This is a genomic window from Pedobacter sp. V48, assembly GCF_000523515.1.
In the GTDB taxonomy this organism is placed as follows: domain Bacteria; phylum Bacteroidota; class Bacteroidia; order Sphingobacteriales; family Sphingobacteriaceae; genus Pedobacter.
In genome coordinates, this window is sequence record NZ_AWRU01000013.1 from 251,090 (window position 1) to 273,063 (window position 21,974).

The 21,974-nt window shown below is 38.3% G+C and carries 20 protein-coding genes and 3 pseudogenes; 10 read left to right on the forward strand and 13 right to left on the reverse strand.

All coding sequences use genetic code 11. The features are described from left to right. Positions 1-44: 44 nt before the first annotated feature. The gene (gene argS, locus N824_RS38460) at positions 45-1,823 is read right to left on the reverse strand and encodes an arginine--tRNA ligase (protein WP_048905640.1); all 1,779 of its coding nucleotides are present in this window, start codon (positions 1,821-1,823) and stop codon (positions 45-47) included. 25 nt (positions 1,824-1,848) lie between these two features. Beyond that, the gene (gene rocF / locus N824_RS38465) at positions 1,849-2,799 is read right to left on the reverse strand and encodes an arginase (RefSeq protein ID WP_048905641.1); all 951 of its coding nucleotides are present in this window, start codon (positions 2,797-2,799) and stop codon (positions 1,849-1,851) included. 103 nt (positions 2,800-2,902) lie between these two features. Here rocF and N824_RS38470 point away from each other — a divergent pair, with 103 nt between their 5' ends. Further along, positions 2,903-4,294, forward strand: coding sequence for an arginine decarboxylase (locus tag N824_RS38470; protein ID WP_048905642.1), 1,392 nt, complete (start codon positions 2,903-2,905; stop codon positions 4,292-4,294). A 75-nt stretch (positions 4,295-4,369) separates the two neighbouring features. Here N824_RS38470 and N824_RS38475 read toward each other — a convergent pair whose 3' ends face one another. Beyond that, the gene (locus N824_RS38475; RefSeq protein WP_048905643.1) at positions 4,370-4,936 is read right to left on the reverse strand and encodes an alpha/beta fold hydrolase; all 567 of its coding nucleotides are present in this window, start codon (positions 4,934-4,936) and stop codon (positions 4,370-4,372) included. A 108-nt stretch (positions 4,937-5,044) separates the two neighbouring features. After that, positions 5,045-5,494 (reverse strand): annotated as a pseudogene (locus N824_RS38480) (DUF1080 domain-containing protein). Positions 5,495-5,917: 423 nt separating this feature from the next. Here N824_RS38480 and N824_RS13420 point away from each other — a divergent pair. Further along, positions 5,918-6,700 (forward strand): NIPSNAP family protein, encoded by a 783-nt coding sequence (locus N824_RS13420; RefSeq protein WP_048905644.1) that lies wholly within the window; start codon positions 5,918-5,920, stop codon positions 6,698-6,700. A 6-nt stretch (positions 6,701-6,706) separates the two neighbouring features. Here N824_RS13420 and N824_RS13425 read toward each other — a convergent pair. The 3 genes and pseudogenes from N824_RS13425 to N824_RS13435 all read right to left on the reverse strand — a co-directional run bounded on the left by N824_RS13425 (position 6,707) and on the right by N824_RS13435 (position 8,818). Continuing rightward, positions 6,707-7,534, reverse strand: a pseudogene (locus tag N824_RS13425) (ion transporter). A 4-nt stretch (positions 7,535-7,538) separates the two neighbouring features. Beyond that, entirely contained in the window at positions 7,539-8,234 is a 696-nt protein-coding gene (locus N824_RS13430) for a DUF421 domain-containing protein (RefSeq protein ID WP_048905646.1), read from the reverse strand. A 149-nt stretch (positions 8,235-8,383) separates the two neighbouring features. Next, positions 8,384-8,818, reverse strand: coding sequence for a hypothetical protein (locus N824_RS13435; RefSeq protein ID WP_048905647.1), 435 nt, complete (start codon positions 8,816-8,818; stop codon positions 8,384-8,386). Between the two features lie 156 nt (positions 8,819-8,974). Here N824_RS13435 and N824_RS13440 point away from each other — a divergent pair, with 156 nt between their 5' ends. After that, complete coding sequence (locus tag N824_RS13440) at positions 8,975-9,379, forward strand: RidA family protein (protein ID WP_048905648.1); 405 nt, start codon at positions 8,975-8,977, stop codon at positions 9,377-9,379. Between the two features lie 35 nt (positions 9,380-9,414). Here N824_RS13440 and N824_RS13445 read toward each other — a convergent pair whose 3' ends face one another. Continuing rightward, positions 9,415-10,017: a Crp/Fnr family transcriptional regulator gene (locus N824_RS13445; protein WP_048905649.1), complete on the reverse strand. Its 603-nt coding sequence runs from the start codon at positions 10,015-10,017 to the stop codon at positions 9,415-9,417. Between the two features lie 155 nt (positions 10,018-10,172). On the opposite strand from N824_RS13445, the gene N824_RS13450 reads away from it, so the two are divergent. From N824_RS13450 to N824_RS13460, 3 genes are all read left to right on the forward strand, one after another. Further along, the gene (locus N824_RS13450; protein WP_152542260.1) at positions 10,173-10,487 is read left to right on the forward strand and encodes a hypothetical protein; all 315 of its coding nucleotides are present in this window, start codon (positions 10,173-10,175) and stop codon (positions 10,485-10,487) included. A gap of 359 nt (positions 10,488-10,846) precedes the next feature. Beyond that, positions 10,847-11,341: a hypothetical protein gene (locus N824_RS13455; protein ID WP_161662315.1), complete on the forward strand. Its 495-nt coding sequence runs from the start codon at positions 10,847-10,849 to the stop codon at positions 11,339-11,341. A 169-nt stretch (positions 11,342-11,510) separates the two neighbouring features. Beyond that, positions 11,511-12,632 (forward strand): acyltransferase, encoded by a 1,122-nt coding sequence (locus N824_RS13460; protein WP_048905652.1) that lies wholly within the window; start codon positions 11,511-11,513, stop codon positions 12,630-12,632. A gap of 20 nt (positions 12,633-12,652) precedes the next feature. Here the strand turns inward: N824_RS13460 and N824_RS13465 are convergent, their stop codons facing one another. Then, the gene (locus tag N824_RS13465; RefSeq protein WP_048905653.1) at positions 12,653-13,084 is read right to left on the reverse strand and encodes an Hsp20/alpha crystallin family protein; all 432 of its coding nucleotides are present in this window, start codon (positions 13,082-13,084) and stop codon (positions 12,653-12,655) included. A gap of 75 nt (positions 13,085-13,159) precedes the next feature. On the opposite strand from N824_RS13465, the pseudogene N824_RS13470 reads away from it, so the two are divergent. Continuing rightward, positions 13,160-13,645 (forward strand): annotated as a pseudogene (locus tag N824_RS13470) (acyl-CoA thioesterase). A gap of 24 nt (positions 13,646-13,669) precedes the next feature. Here N824_RS13470 and N824_RS13475 read toward each other — a convergent pair. Continuing rightward, entirely contained in the window at positions 13,670-15,067 is a 1,398-nt protein-coding gene (locus N824_RS13475; RefSeq protein ID WP_048905655.1) for an FAD-binding oxidoreductase, read from the reverse strand. A gap of 46 nt (positions 15,068-15,113) precedes the next feature. Then, on the reverse strand, positions 15,114-15,494 hold the full coding sequence (locus tag N824_RS13480) for a dihydroneopterin aldolase (RefSeq protein ID WP_048905656.1): 381 nt from the start codon (positions 15,492-15,494) through the stop codon (positions 15,114-15,116). Between the two features lie 100 nt (positions 15,495-15,594). On the opposite strand from N824_RS13480, the gene N824_RS13485 reads away from it, so the two are divergent. Both N824_RS13485 and N824_RS13490 read left to right on the forward strand, forming a co-directional pair. Next, positions 15,595-16,785 carry an acyl-CoA dehydrogenase family protein gene (locus tag N824_RS13485; protein ID WP_048905657.1) on the forward strand — a complete coding sequence of 397 codons (1,191 nt, stop codon included), beginning with the start codon at positions 15,595-15,597 and terminating at the stop codon, positions 16,783-16,785. A gap of 31 nt (positions 16,786-16,816) precedes the next feature. Beyond that, positions 16,817-17,197, forward strand: a complete 381-nt coding sequence (locus N824_RS13490; protein WP_048905658.1) for an SRPBCC domain-containing protein — start codon at positions 16,817-16,819, stop codon at positions 17,195-17,197. Between the two features lie 117 nt (positions 17,198-17,314). On the opposite strand, the gene lysA is transcribed toward N824_RS13490, so the two are convergent. Together lysA and N824_RS13500 are read right to left on the reverse strand one after the other, a co-directional pair. Next, positions 17,315-18,472 (reverse strand): diaminopimelate decarboxylase, encoded by a 1,158-nt coding sequence (gene lysA / locus N824_RS13495; protein WP_048905659.1) that lies wholly within the window; start codon positions 18,470-18,472, stop codon positions 17,315-17,317. Positions 18,473-18,650: 178 nt separating this feature from the next. Then, the gene (locus N824_RS13500; RefSeq protein WP_048905660.1) at positions 18,651-19,964 is read right to left on the reverse strand and encodes an aspartate kinase; all 1,314 of its coding nucleotides are present in this window, start codon (positions 19,962-19,964) and stop codon (positions 18,651-18,653) included. 269 nt (positions 19,965-20,233) lie between these two features. Between N824_RS13500 and N824_RS13505 the strand changes: the two genes are divergently transcribed. After that, positions 20,234-21,967 carry a phospho-sugar mutase gene (locus N824_RS13505; RefSeq protein WP_048905661.1) on the forward strand — a complete coding sequence of 578 codons (1,734 nt, stop codon included), beginning with the start codon at positions 20,234-20,236 and terminating at the stop codon, positions 21,965-21,967. Positions 21,968-21,974 lie beyond the last annotated feature (7 nt).

The window sequence follows — 21,974 nt, forward strand, 5'->3', positions numbered from 1 at the left end:
CATTACTAAATCAGTACTGAGTGTGTTATGTTGAAAATCAACCTTTACATTCTTTCTGGCACGGTAATGCCCAGTATATTCATTCCTGCTTTAAGGATGCTGGCAGTAACAGAACTTAAATTCAGGCGGTGTTGCTTAACAGCGCTGTCTTCCTCTTTTACAATCGGCGGAACTTCATGGTAGAACTTATTGAACATCTTTGCAACCTCATAAAGGTAATTCGCTAAAGTAGCCGGACTATAAGCCTTAGCAGCCGCTGAGATTTCAGATGGGTATTTAGCTAATAACATAATCATCTCCAATTCTGTAGCAGTTATTCCAACCTCTGGAGCATTAACTTCTGTAGAGTGCCCCCCCTTGCTCAGCAAGGATTTTATACGTGCATGAGTGTATTGGATAAATGGACCTGTGTTCCCTTGAAAATCGATAGATTCAGATGGATCAAACAACAAGCGTTTTTTAGGCTCCACTTTTAAAAGAAAATACTTCAATGCGCCTAACCCTATTTGGTTATATAAAGCTTCTTTTTCTTCCTCAGAAAAATTGTTCACCTTACCTAATACCTCAGTCTTTTGCTTTGCTGTCGCCACCATTTCAGCAATCAGGTCATCAGCATCAACCACAGTTCCTTCTCTCGATTTCATTTTACCGCTAGGTAAATCAACCATCCCATACGATAAGTGATGTAAGCCTTTAGCCCATGATTTTCCTAATTTTTCAAGAATCAAAAACAACACCTTGAAATGGTAATCCTGTTCATTACCAACCACGTAGATGGACTGGTCCATTTTGAAATCATCATATTTCATTTGAGCTGTGCCCAAATCCTGGGTAATGTAAACGGAAGTTCCATCAGCACGCAACACCAGCTTCTGATCTAAACCATCAGCAGTTAAATCAATCCATACAGAACCATCAGGCTTTTTAAAGAAAACACCTTTCTCAAGTCCTTCATCGACAGTATCTTTACCTAATAAATAAGTATTGCTCTCGTAATAATATTTATCAAAATCAACACCCAGATTCTTGTAGGTTACGTCAAAGCCTTCGTAGACCCATCCGTTCATCTTTTTCCAAAGATCAATAACTTCCGCATCACCAGCTTCCCAATCCTGAAGCATTTTTTGAGCCTCAATAATTAGTGGAGCATTCTTTTTAGCTTCTTCTTCAGTTTGCCCCTCAGTTTTTAATGTCTCTATTTCTTTCTTGTATTCCTTGTCAAAAATCACGTAATATTTACCCACAAGGTGATCTCCTTTTAAGAAAGAACTTTCAGGCGTTTCGCCGTTCCCCCATCTTTGCCATGCCAGCATCGATTTGCAGATATGGATACCTCTATCGTTTACCAGGTTTACTTTGATTACCTCATAACCATCGGCTTTAAGTAGCTCAGCTACAGAGTAACCTAACAGGTTATTTCTTACGTGACCTAGGTGTAATGGTTTATTTGTATTTGGTGAAGAATATTCTACCATTACCCTCTGGCCATTAGGTTTTATAGATCCGAACTTAGGGCTTAACAGTTCCTTGTTGAATAAATTTAGCCAATATGAATCAGCAATAGTTAAATTCAAGAAACCTTTAATTACATTAAAGGCAGTAACATCTTGTACGTTTGCTACTAAATATTCACCCAGCTCATTCGCTGTTGCCTCTGGTGACTTTTTAGAAAACCTAACCACAGGAAACACCACTATTGTTATTTGTCCTTCAAACTCACTTCTTGTGTCTTGCAGATTGATCTGATTTTCAGGAATATCCTGATCGTATAATTGCTTTACTGCTGCAATAGCTGCAGTTACTATATGTTGTTCAATATTCATGTTCTTATCTTATTTCGGAGCGTTTTTATTCGTTTCTAAAGGCGTTAGTAGCTTTAATCAAGATCTCAAAAGCATGTTCAGCCATTTGATTTTCCTTATCTAATGTTGGATTTACCTCTACAATCTCGAAGCAGCAAACCTTTTGGTTAGTAATCAGTCTCGACATTAAATTACCCGCTTCCCGTTCTGTTAATCCCTGTGCAACGGGAGTTCCTGTTCCCCTGGATGCTGTAGGATCAAGTGAGTCTACATCAAAGGAAACGTAAATCATATCGCAATGATCCAGATACTTAAGTGTTTCAATAACAATCCGCTCTACTCCTCTTTTTCTTAACTCAGCTGTAGTAAATATTTTGACTTTATTTTTTTTAAGCAAGTATTCCTCAGGTCTCTCCATATCCCTTGCAGAAATCAATACCAAATCGCGATAATTAATTTTCGGAGCAATATTACCTACATTCTTAAGCTGATACCAGTAATTAATAGTTTCCTGATCAAGCGTGTTAACTTTCGACTCCGTATTGTCTTCATCAAGAGCCATGGCAAGGGGCATTCCATGCATGTTTCCGGAAGGCGTAGTATAAGGCGAATGAATATCAGCATGGGCATCAATCCAAATTACCCCTAGTTTAGATTTTGGAAAAGCAGCTTTTATACCAGCAATTGTACCTGCAGCTGTGCTATGATCACCCGCAAGTACTATAGGAAACTCGTTTTTATTTAGCGTAGCATTTACCTCATCGCTTACCCGTTCTACCATGGTCAAAATGCCAGAGATACGTTTCGCAAATGGGCTACCTGTAGTTTCAAGCAGTAAATGGTTCTCATTTGGAACCTCTACAGTTTTATGTTTTTTAAAGAAACGACTGCCAAAGTCCAGCGCTGCAATCTTAATTGCATCCACTCCCAAACTCGCTCCCCGTGTACCGGCGCCGATCTCTGATTTTACTTCAATAATTTTTAAAGTCTTAGTCATAAAAAAAATACGGGTGTATTTTATAAAGTGTTTATCTTTGGCAACAAAATTAACTCATTTTAATTTGCCAAACCCTATAAATAATAGTTCAAAAATATAAAAAATGCAGAGTTACTCCGAATTTCTTGATCTAAGTGTTGGTTTTCCTCAGGAAGGTTTCAGCGTTATAGACGACGAATTATATTTTCAAGATCTAAATCTAATGGAAATGATTGAAACCTATGGTACACCATTGCGTTTTACTTACCTCCCTTTGATTAGTAAAAAGATCCAGCAAGCCAAGTTGTTGTTCCAAACGGCTATCATCAAGAACAACTATCGCGGAGATTATAAGTATTGTTATTGTACAAAAAGTTCTCACTTCCGTCACATTGTAGAAGAAGCACTTAAAAATGGCATTCACTTGGAAACTTCATCTGCTTTTGATATGCCAATGATTGAGGCATTAGAGAAAAAAGGCGCTTTAACAAAAGACATAACCGTAATATGCAACGGTTTTAAAACGTATCAATACAAGCAATATATTATCGATATGTTGCATGATGGGTATAAGAACATCATCCCCGTTTTAGATAATAAAGAGGAATTTAATCTTTTTGATGATGAGGTTGAACTGGATACACCTTGTAACCTTGGTATCCGGATTGCGGCTGAGGAACAACCGGATTCGCAATTCTATACTTCGAGATTAGGTGTTCGGCTAGAAGATGTAATCGAGTTTTATAACAATAAAATCTCTGCTAATCCAAATTTCAGAGTAAAACTATTACACTTCTTTATCAATTCAGGTATTACTGATTCTCCTTATTACTGGAACGAATTAGAGAAATACGTTACCCTTTACTGTAAGTTCAAAAAAATTAATCCGGAACTGGATACCTTAGATATTGGTGGTGGTATGCCATTTAAAGACTCATTGGTATTCGATTTCGATTATGAATACATGGTAAATGAGATTGTAAAAAGGATTAAAGAGATTTGTGCTGAGCATGATGTTGTTGAACCAGATATTATTACCGAATTTGGAAAGTATACTGTTGCAGAGGCTTCAGGTATTTTGTACAAAGTATTAGGTCGTAAACAACAAAACGATAGAGAAAAGTGGTTAATGCTTGATGGATCGTTCATTACCAATCTCCCTGATGTTTGGGCACTGAACCAGAAATACATTTTACTTCCGGTGAATAACTGGGACGCAGAATATGAAAGGGTAAATTTAGGTGGCATTACTTGCGATGGGCAGGATTATTACAACCAGGAAGCGCACATGAATAGTGTGTTTATGCCTAAAACGCGTAAAGTACAATACCTGGGTTTCTTTAACACCGGAGCTTACCAGGAAGTGTTAAGCGGTTACGGAGGTATTCACCACTGTTTATTGCCTAGTCCTAAGCATGTTATTATCCGTAGAAACAGAGATGAAACCTTCAACTTTGAGGTATTTGGAGAAGAGCAAAATAGTAAACAAGTACTTAAGATCCTGGGTTACACCTAAGTCATTAATTGTTTTCATTATAGCATTTAGCCTGCACACTCATTTGTGCAGGCTTTTATTTTGCACCCTTCTTAATCATTTTTCCTGGGCACCGTCGGCCAAATCCTGTATATCGTTAATCATATCTGGAATTGCCCCGTGATAGGAATGATCCACACCTGACAATACTCTCCAATGTCCCCTAGGAATTAACTTTCGGTAGGACTTAAATTGTTGATTAGGGATCACTTCATCGTCTAATGAGTGATAAAAATAAATATTATCGAGCGTGCTGAGCTTACCCAGCAGATCATCTTCTATTGCATACTCAGAAACATCCCAATTCTGATCTTTCCAATAGGGAACGCCAAATAGAATCATTCCTATTACTTTTTCAGGAACTGGCTGCCTTGTAAAATATTTCAATATAATAGAGCCTCCTAAAGAATGACCGAGGAGAATAACCTTACCCGACAGACTATTGAGACTGGTTGCTAAAACGGCTTCCCAATCCAGAAAGGCAGGATGATCAGTATCCGGCATAGGTGGATATGTAATTGTAAACTTATCGCCAAGATTACTCCTCAGCGCGTCTATGATTACTTGCTCCTGCGATGTTGATACATTCCCCGCACCTTGAATAAATAATATTTCATAGCTCATAGACTCTCTTTTATGTAAATGGTTAAATTAAACATACGTTCCCTGCCCCTTTCCGGATTTTTCACACTATAAGATACACATAAAGCCGCTCCTTCCAAGACATCAAAGCTACTTTAGGCGTAACTTTTTAATAAGGATATCTTTATAAGAGACAATAGCTTTACCTCCGCCATGGATTTGAAGCCCTATAAAACCGGACTGGGGAATATTATGGTCAGTTTCGTTGTAATCTATCGTCTGACGGCCATTCAAATAAATGCGGATCCGGTTGCCTTCGGCAAGAATCTCAAAATCGTTCCAGTCACCTAGTTTAAGGGCTTTTGCTATCAGTGCAGAATCAGGCATGGCTAAGGTTATATTTCTACGGGATTCATCATATAGGCTAGCCCAATAACCCGGGCCGATATCACCCTGGTAACCTTTCATTTCATTAGGCGGATTAATTAATCTCTGACTCCTGAATTGCACTCCTGCATTTACAAATCCCTGGTTACCCGTTAACTTAAATTTCAGACGGAGTTTAAAATCGCTATRMSTNTTTGMRKTTWYYWSKWNAATMRTTTNTCWGRMAYTNTNMCTSWGWYWRCKATCSGNNNNCCARTTATYNCAMCAWMMWYNATCWGCYARGWTTTAATGGTGTCGCCTTCCCAACCATTAAAAGTTTTGCCGTCGAAAAGGGAGGTAAAATGCTTTCCTGAGATGTTTTTGTTGGATAATTGGTATCCCGATAGCAAACTCAGTAACAATGTCAGACAAATTATTGAAGAAAAAAACGCAAAACGCATAGGTTAGAAGTGACTTAAAATGAAAATTTGTAAACAGTCTTGCCCTAATATACTTATAAAGGTTTATTCAGAGTAGCTTACAGCGATTGGAATAGATTTAAATTATATCAAAATTCCGGAAAACTGCTATTTGATTATCAGTGATGTGGCATTATCTTTAGATTTGAAACTAGTGTAACCTAAAACCATAATCATTATGCAACGCAGGAAATTTCTCCAGTCATCACTCACAGTTGCTGCAGGTATCGCAGTAAGCACCACGCCTGCAATGGCAGCTGATCAATATTCGACACAAAAGGAAGTATACCAATGGCGCGAATATGAGATGTGCTTCGGCGCGGACCAGTTGCAACTGGAAAACTATTTTAAGACGGCTCTTATTCCTGCATTAAATAAATATGGCGTAAAAGCAGTTGGTGTGTTTAAGGAATGGACTAAATCAGAGCCTGCTAAGTTTTATTTACTGACGCCCTATTCTTCTGTTGAGAACTACCTATCAGTAGATGCAAAAGTAAAAGCGGATGCAGATTACATTAAAAATAGCGCAGCTTATAGCAACATACCGGCAGATAAAGCCTTATATAACCGTTTTACCTCTTCTTTGATGATTGCTTTTGATGGTTTTCCTACAATAGTTATCCCAAAAGGTACATCCCGGATATTTGAATTGAGAACTTATGAAGGCTATAGTGAAGATGCAGTCAGAAGAAAAATTAAAATGTTCAATGAGGGAGAGTTCCCTATTTTCAACAGGGCAAAATTGAATCCTGTATTTTGTGGGGAAGTGATTGCCGGTGATAAGTTACCTCGTCTCACTTATATGATCACATGCAACAGCATGGAAGAACGCGACAAAGGATGGGCTGCTTTTGTAGCTGACCCGGAATGGAAAAAATTAGTGTCGGATCCGCAGTATGCAGATACTATTTCCAAAATTAGCAATACCTTCTTGGTACCCGCATCATATTCACAGGTCTAAGCAAAGCTATTTATATAAAGAGGAACCACAGTATTTACAGAATAGCGCGTCACTGTCATGCCCCTCTTTACTGCAGTTGGGGCAGGATTCATATTTGTGCTTTTTCTTTCTTGATGCCAACGCAAGATCATGGGTAATTATACCTGTGGGTACTGCAATTATAGCGTAACCGGTAAGCATTACTATGGAAGCAACGAATTTTCCCATTGGCGTAACTGGTGAAATATCCCCGTAGCCTACTGTTGTTATCGTTACTATAGCCCAGTAAATACTTTCAGGGATATTCGAAAATCCGTTTTCACGTTTTTCGACCAGATACATGATGGAGCCTAGAATTACGGTAAGTGTAAGTACAGTTAGTAAAAATATACTGATTTTTCGGATACTATCTTTGAGCGCTTGAGTAAGGAAGTTGATTTCTGTTAAAAAATGCCCGAGCTTAAATATCCTGAATACCCTCAGGAGTCGTAAGGCTCTGAACACCAATAATGACTGGGCGCCAATAAAGAAAATACTTAAATAAGAAGGTAAAAGCGCGATCAAATCTATGATACCCAGCAGGCTGAATACGTATTTTACAGGCCGCCTTATACTGATCAGACGCAAAATGTACTCAATGGTAAACAGCGCGCAAAATACCCATTCTATACGATTAAATAACGTTCCGTACTGTTTGTGGATGTGTGCTACACTATCGAGCATAACCACAATTATACTCGTAAAAATGGCGATTAACAAACCGACATCAAAGGCCTTCCCGGCTGGTGTATTAGATTCGTAAATAATCTCATGGAGACTGAAACGCNCWKYCKWKYTTATCTTTCGGTTCCATATCTCCTTATTTTATCCTTCGGCTGTTAATGGCTTTCACCCATTGTTTGCGCTGGCATTTTTTACATTGATGCATTGAAGTCACAGAAAGTTGTTCTACGTTACCGCAGTATGAGCAGGCATACTTTCCGGCCTTTTGTATTTTAACTGTATTTTGTTCAAATAATACAGGCAGTATTGGTAGTCCGTATTTTACCTCTTCGTCTGGATAATAATAGATGCTAATATTGCCTGAGGTTTCTAATATAGCTGTTTCAACTTGTCCCAAATGAGAAATGCTTTGCTGCCTTAATTCTGAAAAAAACTCGTCGTAAGCAAGCCCTTCTTTACCGAATTCTTCAATTGAGAACTCACCATTCTTAATTAAGTGAACACATTTTCCTTCTATCAGGTCATCGAGTTTTTTACTTTTTGCCATTAAATAGGTGGTCAGTCTGTAGGCTCCAACAATTACAGCAAAAATGATTACCGGTACTAATAAGCCAATCTCCTTGTAAAACATCGGATCGCCGGCAGCAGAGCCCAAACTTATAATTACTACCAATTCAAAAACTGAAAGCTGTCTTACACCACGTTTGCCCAATAATCTCAATCCGAAAAGGATGATAAAATACATCACGAGTGTTCGGATGGATATCTCAATCATGAATTCCCAGTTCTCTTCGCCAATGAGAAATCCGGACCAATCGATGGATAATAGCATAATGAAAATTTAGATTTAATTATGCAGTGCAATAACTCTACCAAATAGTTTGTTGCTATCAACATTTCAGCACCTGTTTTTTATCAAAAGGATCCCGATAAATGGCTAAGTTGCTACTTTATTAGATACTAATATGACAGGGAACAAATCTATTGTAATGGCTGAGGAGCTGGTTTATATTTATTTTTTAAAAGAATAAGATAGAACAAATAAGCTCCCACAAATACTCCTGCTATTGTTGCGTAAATATCATTTACATCGAATGTAAGGCCGGTTCCTTTTTGTGTTATTTCATGTACAAGAAATCCTGTTAAACCGATAATGGCAAATGCAAATATCAATAACAGTTTGGATTTCTTTGAAACGAGTTTCCCAGATGAGCCTTCCACTAGAATAATTATTACTATTGCCATTGACATAAAAGCTAACGGTGCAAGAAAATTAGGTAGCCATCCTAATATTTCGTTAAGTAATCCATATTCTCTTCGTCCATATATTGGCCTTAAAAAAGTCCGGATCAATTCATTCATTATTAAAATTAAGGCTGGAAGAAAGAGAATCAGTCTGCTTTTTTGTCGTGTCATATTCAATAAAGTTAAGCATATCACACCTTCTCAACCATAGAAAATTAAAATAGTTTAATGCCATTTATTAAAATAGTATAATGGCGAACGGTTTTAGCAAAACTATCTTTATTGGTAATTAAAACAATAGAATGATGAGTAACAAAACAGAAGAAAATGGAAATTTCACAAATTAAAATTACACCAGACACCTATGCTCCTTTCCGCCTGGCTCAGGGACATCGTGTGGGAGACTTACTATTTATTTCGGGCCAGACAGCTATTGATGATGAGGGTAAGCTGATCGGTTTGGGCGACTTTGATGCGCAGGCAAAGAAAGCCTTTGAGAACCTTGAAAAGGTCCTCTCGGCCGGCGGCTCAAGTTTTAAGAACGTTGTCAAGGTAACCATACTGCTACGTGACATGGCAAATTTTGAAAAGGTAGTAACGCTCCGTGGCAGATACTTCTGTGAGCCATACCCGGCTGATACAATTATGGAAGTCTCTTCACTCTTTTCCCAAGACGCCCTTATTGAAATAGAAGCAATCGCAGTTGCTGATAATGCAGCAGTCTGGAAATAAGCAGGTAAACGAACGGAGACATTGTCTCCGTTTCTTTATTTTTTAGCAATCTCCTTCCTAATCTGGCTCAGAAATACAGGTGTGACTCCCAGAAATGAAGCTATATGCTTTTGAGGCAGCCGTTGTTCGATATGCGGATAAAGATCCAATAGCGCGAGGTATCGTTCTTTGCCCGACATGCTGATGGAATTAAGCAAACGCTGGTCTTGCGCCATACTGGAACTTTCATTTAGTATTCGCCAGAAACGTTCCATTTTTGGTATGTTCTCCATCAATTTCTCCCGGCTCTCCAGGTCTATTTGCAGCAGCACAGACCCCTCAAGGGTAATGATGTTCCGGCTTGCCGGCTGTTGCTTTAAAAAGCTGCTTAAATCCGATATCCACCAGTCTTCCAGAGCAAAATGCAAGGTATGTTCGTCGCCCCTACTGTCTACATAAAAAGAGCGAAGAAAGCCCTCACAAACAAAACTCTCATAACGGCATAGATCTCCTTGTACAAGCAGGTATTGTTTGGGCAGTAACTTACGCAGCTTAAAGACAGAGCAAATATAATCCTTCTCCTGGCTATCAAGACTGATCCGGCGTTCGATGTGCCTCAAAAGGCTATTGTAATGTTCTTTGGCGCTGTGTTCTTGCATACTGTTGCCAATTTACGAATTTAAATTAAGTAGATCTTGCCAGCGAAATACCGAGGCCTATGGTAAACATTTAATCTTGTGATCAAAAGCTTTTATTGAAAGCAAGCAAACATGTGAAGGTTGCAATTGTTAATCTTGTATTAAAAAGGAAAAAAATGGAAAATTCGAGCAACAATACAGATAACGATCATCATGAGAACATACACCCTAAACCAACAGAGGACGCAGGGGCACAAATTGAAACAGTAACACCCGACACAGAAAAGGAAGGCGCTCCTAATGACAGCAAAGTCACCTCCGTGGATATTAAGAGCAGCACTCAAACTGATCAAAAAGAAGAACCGGAAGATGCTCAACAGAAAGATAAACCTGATTACGAGGATAATGAACAGGTCGATTCCGGAAATTCTGAGCCTGACGAAGATCAAAATGAAGAGGATGGTCCGGAAATCGAAACCGTTGCCCCTTAATTCTGAAAGGGATAGTGGAAATCGGCAATATGTGAGAAATTATGCAGGTCACTTTGTAATTATCGAGTGACGAATGCCGGAATAGTTGGTAATTAATTTTGTAAAAGTTAAATTTAATTATGAGAACAAACGCCACGCACACGGAGCTTTCGAGCACAGAATCCAAGACCATATTCGGGTCCGGCCCGCTTGCAGTTGAACTTTTTGACGGGCTGCCGGTTGCAGTATATACCTGCGACACTTCCGGATCCATTACCTCCTATAATCAGGCTGCAGCGATACTTTGGGGTAGGAAACCTGAACTTAACAAGGATCTCTGGTGTGGATCGCGGAAGGTTTTCTATACAAATGGCGAACACATGGCACTTGATAGTTGTCCAATGGCGGTAGTACTGAGCGAAGGTTCGTGCGCTAGCGGGATAGAAATAATCCTTGAGCGTCCTGATGGTTCCAGAAAAAATGTAATTGAGCATCCGTTTCTGCTATTTGACGACCAGGGCCAGCTGTGTGGAGCTGTTAATACCGTAATCGATACAACTAAACAAAGGGAGGCGGAGATTCAGTTGCTCAAATTACTTGAGCAGGTAAGAGAACTCAGTGAAAACGAGAATGAATTCCCCCGCCTTGCCAGCAAGGAATTTAGGACTACCCTGGCGAGTGTTTCCCAATATCTGGAATTGATCTTATGCTCAGTCCGGCCAGATGACGCAAACTCAACACTACTCATCAGGGCGCAAAAACAACTAGTGGTGTTACATAAGCTCGTCTGCAGATTGATGGAAACGGGTAAGAATGTAAAACTACTTACTTACTTGTTCTTTAGCGGTCTTCCAGAGAGCCTGGCTATTCTTTAACAGCTTATCCGTAACCATTTGTGGCAAATCGATACACCTTTGGTCCTGAAGTATTAGCCTGTCGGGCWSMTRRKAWMKKWRGWNGSGTYRTKWAKKKWAARTATCTTGGCGCACCAGTAAATCAGGGGCTATTGCCGCATTAAATTTACTCTGGTAGGATATAGATTAAATGGATACAAACAAAACCACCACCACAATTTTGCAAACAAAACAGCACTTTGAAATTCTCGATGGATTAAGGGGCATTGCCGCATGGGCCGTTGTAATATTTCATTTTATGGAGTGGGCATACACCGATCCTGGCCAGAACTTTATTGGGCACGGCTTTTTAGCTGTCGATTTCTTCTTCTGCCTTTCGGGATTTGTAATAGGATATGCCTACGATGATCGTATAGGAAAAATGGGTGTTCTTGAGTTTTTTAAATCAAGGATAATTAGGTTGCATCCGCTGGTTATTGCCGGATCAATATTAGGGTTGCTGGCATTTTTGTTCGATCCATTTGGAGGCCATCCAGAATTATACAGCACCGGTAAGATCATCCTTACATTTTTATGTTCGTTGCTACTTATTCCATTGCCTATAATAGAAGATCGTGGATTTAACCTGTTCAGCTTTAATGCACCATCATGGTCTTTATTCTGGGAATACATTGCTAATATTGTTTACGCATTTGTACTCTATAACATCAAACGCAGTTACCTGCTCCTGTTAACCATACTTGCAGCGGCAGCCCTTTGTCTGGTAAGTTATCGTTCAGGAAATTTATTGGGCGGTTGGAGCGGGCCAACCTTTTGGGACGGGGCTGCCCGGATATCATATTCTTTTTTAGCAGGATTACTTATTTACCGTTCCAACTGGATCCTCAAAAACCGACTGGGATTTATAGGCCTGGCTATATTGTTGTTCCTGGCCTTTTTAATGCCATCCTCTAAATGGAATTGGTTATCCGAACCTTTCATTGTGCTATTTTACTTCCCATTGCTGATCGCATTAGGTGCAGGGGCTATATTGGCACCTAGCTTGAAAAAGTTTTGCGTCTTTTCGGGAAAGATTTCTTACCCTTTGTATATGACACATTATGCCGTATTGTGGATGTTCGGTAATTATTACACCAGTCGTAAAGTGGACTCTACGCAACTAGCGTTGATAATTATCGCGGGGCTAATTATACTTACCGCGCTGGCATACCTGGTCATGGTAATTTATGATATTCCCATAAGGAAATATTTAAACGATAAACGCATCGCAAAAAGAAAGGGTGCACCCTCCGGCGCACCCTTATCTACCTAAAAAACCAAACTCTAACCTAATTATGAAACTTTAATTTCTTTATTTTGAGATTTTACTTCATCTTTTCCGATCGTGATGTTTAAAATCCCGTTAACATATTCAGCAGTAATATTATCTGCGTTTACACTTTCAGGCAAAACAAATGACCTTGCAAATGAGAAGTAATCAAACTCTCTGCGTGTGTAATCTTTTTTCTCTTCTGTTTCGCTCACTTTTTTCTCAGCCCAAACAGAAAGTGTGTCTTTTTTTAAGTTAATTTGAAAATCTTCTTTAGTTAAACCCGGAGCGGCAATTTCAATTTTGTATTCAGTTTCGGTTTCTAAAATGTTTACTCCCGGAACTTTGTTAATAGTTAAGTTTTTATTTATGGCTTCACTAAACAAAGAGTCAAATACATTGTTAAAGTAAGGTGCGGTGTTCCTGGTTCTGTTGTTGAATTTTACTAGTGTCATCGTTTATGTCTCCTATTTTTTAATTTAAATTTTATATTAACCCTTTAATCAAGTCCCATACCAACCCATTTTTTTATGATTTTAAAGACATTTTGGCGCAACAAAACAACTAAGCAAGACAAAACGGCAGAAATAGTGAATCAAATAGACAGTTTTAAGTATAAAACGACTATAGAAACACGTTTTGCTGATTTTGATATGATGGGGCATGTAAATAACGCAACCTACTTTACCTTTATGGAAATTGCCCGGGCGAAATACTGGAAGCAAGCAGTACAATGGGACTGGGAAAAAACAGGTGTGGTCATTGCACATGCCTCACTGGAATACATTATCCCGATTTTTCCGGATGATAAAATCAGCATGTATGTACGTACCTCCAGAATTGGAAAGAGTAGCTTTGATCTGGAATACCTATTGATCAAAATAAAAAATGGTGAGGAAGTAGTCTGCAGTAAAGGGAAAACGGTATGCGTAGCCTTTGATTATCGCGCCAAAACCTCGGTASCKAYWCSWNGMYSWWSMRAWMWWSRMKWTKAWGAWTWTWNAGCAGCTYGATAGTAATTAACCGAGCTGCTTATATTCTTAAAATATCTTACCAGGATTAAGGATGCCGTTAGGATCAAATACACTTTTTATTCCTCGCATCAGATTAAGATTAACTTCGCTGTACTTGATAGGCATAAATTCTTTTTGAACCAGTCCAATACCGTGTTCTCCGGAAATTGTACCCCCAAGCGCGCTTGTTAATTCGAATATCTCTACGATACCGTCTTTGAGTTTGTTTTTCCAATCCTCATCACTCATGCCTGCTTTAATGATATTGATATGGAGGTTTCCATCGCCTGCGTGGCCATAACAAACACTTTCAAATCCATACCTGGATCCTATTTCTTTTATACCATTTATCAATCTTGGTAAAGCAGCCCTAGGTACAACGGTATCCTCCTCCTTATAAACGGAATTAGATTTAACAGATTCTGCCATAGTACGGCGCATACGCCATAGATCTTCTTTTTGTTGAGCTGTATCTGCAAAGAGCACATCGCTGCATTCAAATTGTTCAAGAACAAGATTTACCTTTTCGCAATCTTTAAAAATTGAATCCATATCATCGCCGTCAAATTCAATTAAAAGGAAGGCATTTACATCGTCTTTTAGCTCGAATTTAATGTCATCAAATTTAATCACCCACTCCACTCCTTTCCTTTCCATGAACTCTAACGCAGATGGGATAATCCCTGCTCTAAATATTGCCGAAACCGCCGCACAGGCCTTTTCGTTCTCGCCGAAAGAAGCAAGCATTAAAACACTTTGTTGAGGCTTGGGAACAAGTTTTGTTACTATTTTAGTAACTACAGCCAATGTTCCTTCAGAGCCGATCATCATTTGCGTAAGATTATACCCAGAGGCATATTTTAATGTATTGGCGCCCGTCCAGATAATCTCGCCAGTTGGCAAAACAACCTCAAGATTTAAAATATACTCTCTTATTGTTCCATATTTAACAACTCTCGGGCCACCAGAACCGTGGGCCACATTTCCACCTATAAAACAAGATCCCTTGCTTGATGGATCTACAGGATACAGCAAGCCATGTTCGCCTACAGCATTTATAAAGTCTTCAGTAATAACGCCTGGCTCAACAGTTGCCTGCAGGTTTTCCGTATCTATTTCAATTATGGCTTTAAACTTTTCCATTGATAACAGCACCCCTCCGTGTATGGGTAATGCGGCACCACTAAGTCCTGTACCACCCCCACGTGGTGTAACAGGCACATGATGCTCATTGCATAGCTTTAGTAAAGCTGAAACTGAATTTGCATCGGTTGGCTTAACTACGATCTCCGGATAATACCTAAGATCTTCTGTCTCATCATGACTATACGTATTTAGCGATTCCTCATCTGTAAATACATTTGATACACCAATAATTGTTTTTATCTGATCTAATAGGTCGTTTGTAATCTTATTAAATGCCATCTGTTGTTTCGAGTGTTTTATTAGCTGTTAAAATTAGGATCGCGGTTTAGGAGTTTGCAGAGCGATAGCTTAATTGAACAAATGAATGTCCAATTTCGCCAGGCATTGGCGGATTTAGTTTTTTAATACCAACATCCGCTGTATGTACAAATGGATAATTGTTAACCACTCTATCCAGAATACTTTTCACTACCGTTTCGAGCATTTTTCTGGTATTTTTCATTTCATCCAATATGATATTGTTCAATATTTCGTAGTTTACCGTACGCTCCAAATTCTCTGTATCCGTATTGGGTGTAAATGTAACTACAACATCCACCGAAAAATAGATGCCAGTGAGTTGTTCTTCAGGATAATAACCGTGAAATGCATAACATTTAACATCTCTTAAAGCAACTGTCTGTATATAGTTCTGAATATCAATCATTTCACGAAATTAAATTTTTTATCCGTTATAACCAGCCCTTGTCCGAAATTATTACCTTTGAGCACAATAGCTGATTGTGTAACCAAATATAGTGGAAACAATGAATAAATCTGCCAAGAAAGACCTTTACGAAGCTCCCGACTATTATTTACTGGATGAATTACTTTCTGAAGAACATAAACTGATCAGGGCAACTGCAAGAGATTGGGTTAAGAAAGAAGTGAGTCCCATTATTGAAGATTATGCTCAAAGGGCTGAATTCCCTAAACAAATCATCAAAGGATTGGGAGAAATAGGTGCTTTCGGTCCTACTATACCTGTTGAATATGGTGGTGCCGGACTTGATTATACGTCATATGGCATTATTATGCAGGAATTAGAACGTGGCGATTCGGGTATCAGGTCTACTGCTTCTGTACAAGGCTCTCTCGTGATGTATCCTATTTTTGCTTACGGAACTGAAGAACAACGCAAGAAATATTTACCTAAACTTGCTACCGGTGAATTGATGGGTTGCTTTGGGTTAACAGAGCCTGATCACGGATCTAATCCGGGCGGAATGGTAAGCAATATTAAAGATAATGGAAGCCACTATGTGCTTAATGGTGCAAAAATGTGGATTTCTAATGCTCCTTTTGCTGATTTAGCTGTTGTTTGGGCTAAGGATGAATCAGGGAAGATCAGAGGGTTGGTTGTGGAGCGCGGCATGGAAGGCTTTACAACTCCGGAAACACATGGAAAATGGAGTTTGAGGGCTTCTGCTACCGGTGAACTGGTGTTTGACAATGTGAAAGTCCCTAAAGAAAATGTATTCCCTGAGATTTCTGGTTTAAAGGGGCCCTTAGGTTGTCTAAACCAGGCACGTTATGGTATTGCGTGGGGCGCACTTGGTGCTGGTATGGATTGTTATGATACCGCGTTGCGCTATGCTAAAGAACGTGTCCAGTTTGGTAAACCGATAGCTGGTTTTCAATTACAACAAAAGAAGCTAGCCGAAATGATTACTGAGATTACTAAAGGTCAATTATTGGTTTGGCGTTTGGGGGTACTAAAAAGTGAAAACAGGGCTACTTCTGAACAGATCTCTATGGCAAAAAGAAACAGTGTAGAGATTGCGCTGGATATTGCACGTAATGCCAGACAAATGCTTGGCGGTATGGGGATTACCGGAGAATATTCAATTATGAGGCATATGATGAATCTGGAGTCTGTAGTGACATACGAGGGAACCCATGATATTCATTTATTAATTACAGGAATGGATGTAACAGGCATAAATGCCTTTAAATAATTTATAAACAGCGGAAATCAATAATTTATTAATGAAGACATTTAAAAAATATACTTATTTACCTGCGCCTCCTGAAGAGGTTTATTGGGCATTAACGAAAGCGCAAAGCATACAACTGTGGACCGGTGCAGAGGTTGAATTCACGGAAGAACCTGGTACAGAATTCTCTTTTTGGGAGGGAGATATCACCGGTAAGAATGTTGAATTTGAATACGGTAAAAAAGTTGTACAACAGTGGTATTTTGGCGAAGATAATCAGCCATCAATAGTAACCATTAAGCTGCACGAAGATAAAAAAGGTACTTCTTTGGAGTTTGTTCAAACTAATATTCCAGAGGAAGATTATAAAGATTTTACAGAGGGAATTGAAGAGTATTATTTAGGAGGTCTGGTTGATTTCTTTGAAGAATAAAATTTGATGAGTACAATCTGCCGTCATTTCGACGATGGGAAAAATCTCTTGGTTGTTCTATTCAAGAGATCTCTCCTATCGTCGAGATGACAACTAGTTTAAAAAAATCAGTCATTATTAAATATCTGTATTGTAAACAGACACAATGTTTTCTCTCAAATTATAATGCGAGGCCATTACTTCTCCATAAGCTCCGGTGCTATTTAAAGCAATAAGATCTCCACGAAGTGTTCCCGGTAATTCTACCTCTTTGCCAAAACAATCTGTACTTTCACAAATTGGGCCAACAACATCATACTTTACAGAATCTACTTCGGATAGTCTTGAGATATTGGATATTTTATGATAAGCCTGATAAAGCGCTGGTCTCATTAACTCAGTCATACCTGCATCAAGAATAATAAAGTTCTTTTTCTTCCCATTCTTTACATATAGTACTTTACTTATCAGTGATGACGATTGTCCTACCAATGCACGACCTAATTCAAAATGAACTTCCTGATTTGATCTGACATTAAGAAAATCTGAAAAGATTTTAAAATAAGCGGCAAAGTCTGGAATCTGTTGTTCAGGGTTATGATAATCAATACCTAAACCACCGCCAACATTTAATACCTTCACAGTAAAGCCTCGTTCTTCGAACCACTCGGCAAATTCATTTACGCGTACACAAAGATTTTTATATACGTCAAGATTAGTTATTTGAGAACCGATATGAAAGTGAATCCCAATAAACTCCAGATTAGGCGATTTTTTTAAAGTCTCAGCACATAATGGCAAATCCCATGAGTTTATACCAAACTTATTTTCATCTAATCCGGTTGTAATGTTATGGTGGGTATGTGCATCTACATTTGGATTAATACGTATGGCTACTCTGGCTTTTTTGTTCTTCTTGCCTGCCAACTCATTAATAACTTCAAGTTCCTGAATAGATTCTACGTTAAAACAGAAAATATCATTGTCCAGTGCACCGTTAATTTCCTTATCAGATTTACCCACACCCGCAAAAACTACCTGATCTTTCGAGAAGCCAACTTCTATTGCTTTGCTTACCTCGCCTCCACTAACGCAATCGGCTCCAAAGCCTGTAGCCTTTATCTTTTCTAGAACCCGCTGATTGAAGTTTGCTTTCATGGCGTAGTGCACATGAAAATTATATAACTTAGCCGCATCAGCACAAGTACTAAGCGTTTTTTGCAGCAAAGTAAGGTCGTAGAAGTAGAAAGGTGTTTCTAAACTTGCGAAGTGCGATATATCTTTATCAGAAAACATAATGTTTAAATATCTTTTTATAATTGTTGTTGTTGTTTTGGGTCTGATCTACTTTGGTAATCATCTCGACTATAAAAAGCAGAAGATCAGTAGAAAAGAGTACGAAAGAAGAAATCGTCTCTTCATCGCACTCGTTTTCATTATAGCTGGTATTATCTTTTGGCTTAGAAGAAGATAATTACTCAAATAAGCGGTTATGTAAGCTTTTTAATGCCTCAGTTTTATCAGCCGTATTTATTAGTAACGAAATGTTATAACTACTACCACCGTAAGAGATCATACGTACCGGAATGTGTTTAATTGAATCTAATACACGTGCAGCATACCCATGCTTTTCTGCACTGAAATCGCCAACCACACAAACTATCGATTGATCACTATCAACTTCTACACTTCCAAAATCATGTAGTTCTTCAATAATTTTTGCAAGGTTATCCGTAAAATCAACAGTTACCGAAACAGCTACTTCAGATGTTGTGATCATGTCTATTGGCGTTTTATAACGTTCAAATATTTCAAAAACACGTCTTAAGAAACCATAGGCCAATAACATTCTGCTTGATTGGATTTTGATTGCAGTGATGCCGTCTTTAGCTGCAATAGATTTTATTTTGCCTTTTTCACTGTCGTTGGTAATCAATGTACCAGAAGCTGAAGGCTCCATAGTGTTCAATAACCTTACAGGAATCTTGTATTTTTGAGCCGGAAAAACAGATTGTGGGTGCAATATCTTTGCCCCAAAGTAAGCTAATTCAGCTGCTTCATCAAACGAAAGCTGAGAGATTGGTTTGGTACCTTTAACTATCCTTGGATCGTTGTTATGCATACCATCAATATCTGTCCATATCTGAACTTCTTCGGCTAGTATGGCCGCTCCTATTAAAGATGCAGTATAATCACTTCCACCACGTCTAAGATTATCTACTTCGCCAAAACTGTTTCTGCAAATAAATCCTTGTGTAATAAATAGTTTATTTCCGTTGTTTTGATCTAATATTGGTTGTAAGTGTTTAGTGGTATAAGGAACATCAGGTTCGTTATCCTCATCAGTTTTCATGAAATCTAATGCAGGCAACAATACAGAGGGAACACCTATCGATTTAAGATAGATATGATATAATGTTGTTGACAACAATTCACCTTGTGCAAGTACTACTTTTTCCTCAATTGGGGTAAAAAGATCGTTTACCAATGTTTCAAGGAAGTTAAAGTGATAGTTTACTACTTCCTGTCCTTGCTCACGAAAATCACCTTCCGGTAAAAGCTCAATAACAAATTCATTATATTTCTGATGCAATGCGTTAATAAGACTTAACGCAGCCTGTTTATCTTCCTTTAAAAGTTTGGCTGAAATTTCTACTAAACTGTTCGTTGTGCCCGACACTGCAGAAAGCACTACAATTTGTTCTTCTGCCGGATTAATAATATCCAGCAATTTTTTCATCCGCTCAGGGCTTCCTACAGAAGTTCCTCCAAACTTTAATATTCTCATAGTTTTATAAATTGTTTTTTGGTAATAATCCCATCAGCAAAATTCTGATGGTTTCATTATTAGTTATTTAAATTTTAAAGGTTAATATTATTTCAATCAAATTGGTTATATACTTATATTAGGGCGTGAAATTAAAGAAAACGACGCTAATAATCATGATATTGACGAAATAAAATTTGGAATATTATAAGAATTAGGCTTTTCTTAAAAAACTTCACAATTATATTACTGTTTTTCATTAAGATATCTTAAAAAACACATCATAAACTATGCAATTAGAAGCAGCTACATTAAATACCATAAACGAATGGCTTAATGGTAATTACGACGAAAAAACTAAGCAAGAAATACAGCAACTGCTAGATAAAGAAGCTTTTACTGAGCTTACAGATTCTTTCTACAGAAGTCTAGAGTTTGGTACCGGAGGTTTACGTGGGATAATGGGTGCAGGATCTAACAGGATCAATAAGTATACAATTGGAACTGCGACACAGGGTTTATGTAATTATCTTCTTAAAAAATATCCGGGTGAAAAGGTTAAAGTTGCTATAGCGCACGATAGTCGAAACAACTCTGATTATTTTGCAAGGATCACTGCTGATGTGTTTTCTGCAAATGGCATACACGTTTATTTTTTCAAAGCGCTAAGACCTACTCCGGAATTATCTTTTGCGATCCGTGAATTAGGATGTCGCAGTGGTGTAATGCTTACTGCCTCTCATAATCCAAAAGAATATAACGGTTATAAGGCGTATGGCGCCGATGGTGGACAATTTACCGCTCCAGATGATACACTTGTTATGGATGAAGTGGCCAATATCAAAAGCATTGATGAGGTTAAATTTGATCGCATTGATAGTAATATTGAATTGATTGGAGAAGAAATTGATCAACTTTATCTGGATAAAATCACTGAATTATCAGTGTCTCCAGAGGCCATTAGCCGCCAAAAAGACCTTAAAATTGTATACTCTCCTATCCATGGAACCGGAATTACTTTGGTGCCTAAGGCACTTGAGCAATTTGGTTTTACCAATTTAACTTTGGTTGAAGAACAAAGCACTCCTGATGGTAATTTTCCAACTGTGGTGTATCCAAACCCTGAAGAAAAAGAAGCACTTACACTTGCTTTGAAAAAAGCTCAGGAAATAGATGCAGATCTTGTTCTGGCCACAGACCCGGATGCCGATAGAGTTGGTATTGCTGTTAAAAACAATGATGGCGAATTCGTGCTCTTAAATGGGAACCAGACTGGTAGTTTACTAATCAATTACCTGTTAAGTGCCTGGGAAGAAAAAGGTAAGCTTACAGGAGATCAGTATATTGTTAAGACCATAGTAACTTCAAATTTAATTGAAACAATAGCTAAAGCTAAGAATGTTACGTATTACAATACCTTAACAGGATTTAAATGGATTGGTCATTTAATGACAAGCCTTGAAGGTAAGAAAACGTTTATTGGGGGTGGTGAAGAGAGTTATGGGTACCTTATCGGAGAGCTTGTTAGAGATAAGGATGCAGTTGTATCTTGTGCTTTTATTGCAGAAATGACCGCTTTTTACAAAGATAAAGGCAGCAGTTTATATAACGCTATGCTTGATATGTATGTAGAATATGGTTTGTACAAAGAAGAATTGGTATCTATAACCAAAAAAGGAAAAACAGGCGCTGAGGAAATCAAAGCGATGATGGAGAAATTCAGAAACAACCCTCCTGTTACATTAGGTGGTTCTAAAGTTGCAACTTTAAAGGATTACGAATTGGGTATAGAAACTGATTTAATTGCGAATGAAAAGAAAGATCTTGGATTTCCTAAATCTGATGTTCTTCAGTTCATAACCGAAGATGGAAGCATTATCTCTGCCAGACCATCAGGAACTGAGCCTAAAATTAAATTCTATTGCAGTGTAAATGCACCACTTAAGGATAAAGCTGGCTTTAAAGCTGCTGATGCTGAACTTAGTGCGAAAGTAAAAGCTATTATGAACGATTTAGAGGTTTAATAACCTC

Bases quoted from the DNA above. Each gene is read 5' to 3' on its own strand.
- argS (WP_048905640.1), bottom strand. From the start codon at position 1,823: ATGAATATTGAACAACATATAGTAACTGCAGCTATTGCAGCAGTAAAG.
- rocF (WP_048905641.1), bottom strand. From the start codon at position 2,799: ATGACTAAGACTTTAAAAATTATTGAAGTAAAATCAGAGATCGGCGCC.
- N824_RS38470 (WP_048905642.1), top strand. From the start codon at position 2,903: ATGCAGAGTTACTCCGAATTTCTTGATCTAAGTGTTGGTTTTCCTCAG.
- N824_RS38475 (WP_048905643.1), bottom strand. From the start codon at position 4,936: ATGAGCTATGAAATATTATTTATTCAAGGTGCGGGGAATGTATCAACA.
- N824_RS13420 (WP_048905644.1), top strand. From the start codon at position 5,918: ATGCAACGCAGGAAATTTCTCCAGTCATCACTCACAGTTGCTGCAGGT.
- N824_RS13430 (WP_048905646.1), bottom strand. From the start codon at position 8,234: ATGCTATTATCCATCGATTGGTCCGGATTTCTCATTGGCGAAGAGAAC.
- N824_RS13435 (WP_048905647.1), bottom strand. From the start codon at position 8,818: ATGACACGACAAAAAAGCAGACTGATTCTCTTTCTTCCAGCCTTAATT.
- N824_RS13440 (WP_048905648.1), top strand. From the start codon at position 8,975: ATGGAAATTTCACAAATTAAAATTACACCAGACACCTATGCTCCTTTC.
- N824_RS13445 (WP_048905649.1), bottom strand. From the start codon at position 10,017: ATGCAAGAACACAGCGCCAAAGAACATTACAATAGCCTTTTGAGGCAC.
- N824_RS13450 (WP_152542260.1), top strand. From the start codon at position 10,173: ATGGAAAATTCGAGCAACAATACAGATAACGATCATCATGAGAACATA.
- N824_RS13455 (WP_161662315.1), top strand. From the start codon at position 10,847: ATGGCACTTGATAGTTGTCCAATGGCGGTAGTACTGAGCGAAGGTTCG.
- N824_RS13460 (WP_048905652.1), top strand. From the start codon at position 11,511: ATGGATACAAACAAAACCACCACCACAATTTTGCAAACAAAACAGCAC.
- N824_RS13465 (WP_048905653.1), bottom strand. From the start codon at position 13,084: ATGACACTAGTAAAATTCAACAACAGAACCAGGAACACCGCACCTTAC.
- N824_RS13475 (WP_048905655.1), bottom strand. From the start codon at position 15,067: ATGGCATTTAATAAGATTACAAACGACCTATTAGATCAGATAAAAACA.
- N824_RS13480 (WP_048905656.1), bottom strand. From the start codon at position 15,494: ATGATTGATATTCAGAACTATATACAGACAGTTGCTTTAAGAGATGTT.
- N824_RS13485 (WP_048905657.1), top strand. From the start codon at position 15,595: ATGAATAAATCTGCCAAGAAAGACCTTTACGAAGCTCCCGACTATTAT.
- N824_RS13490 (WP_048905658.1), top strand. From the start codon at position 16,817: ATGAAGACATTTAAAAAATATACTTATTTACCTGCGCCTCCTGAAGAG.
- lysA (WP_048905659.1), bottom strand. From the start codon at position 18,472: ATGTTTTCTGATAAAGATATATCGCACTTCGCAAGTTTAGAAACACCT.
- N824_RS13500 (WP_048905660.1), bottom strand. From the start codon at position 19,964: ATGAGAATATTAAAGTTTGGAGGAACTTCTGTAGGAAGCCCTGAGCGG.
- N824_RS13505 (WP_048905661.1), top strand. From the start codon at position 20,234: ATGCAATTAGAAGCAGCTACATTAAATACCATAAACGAATGGCTTAAT.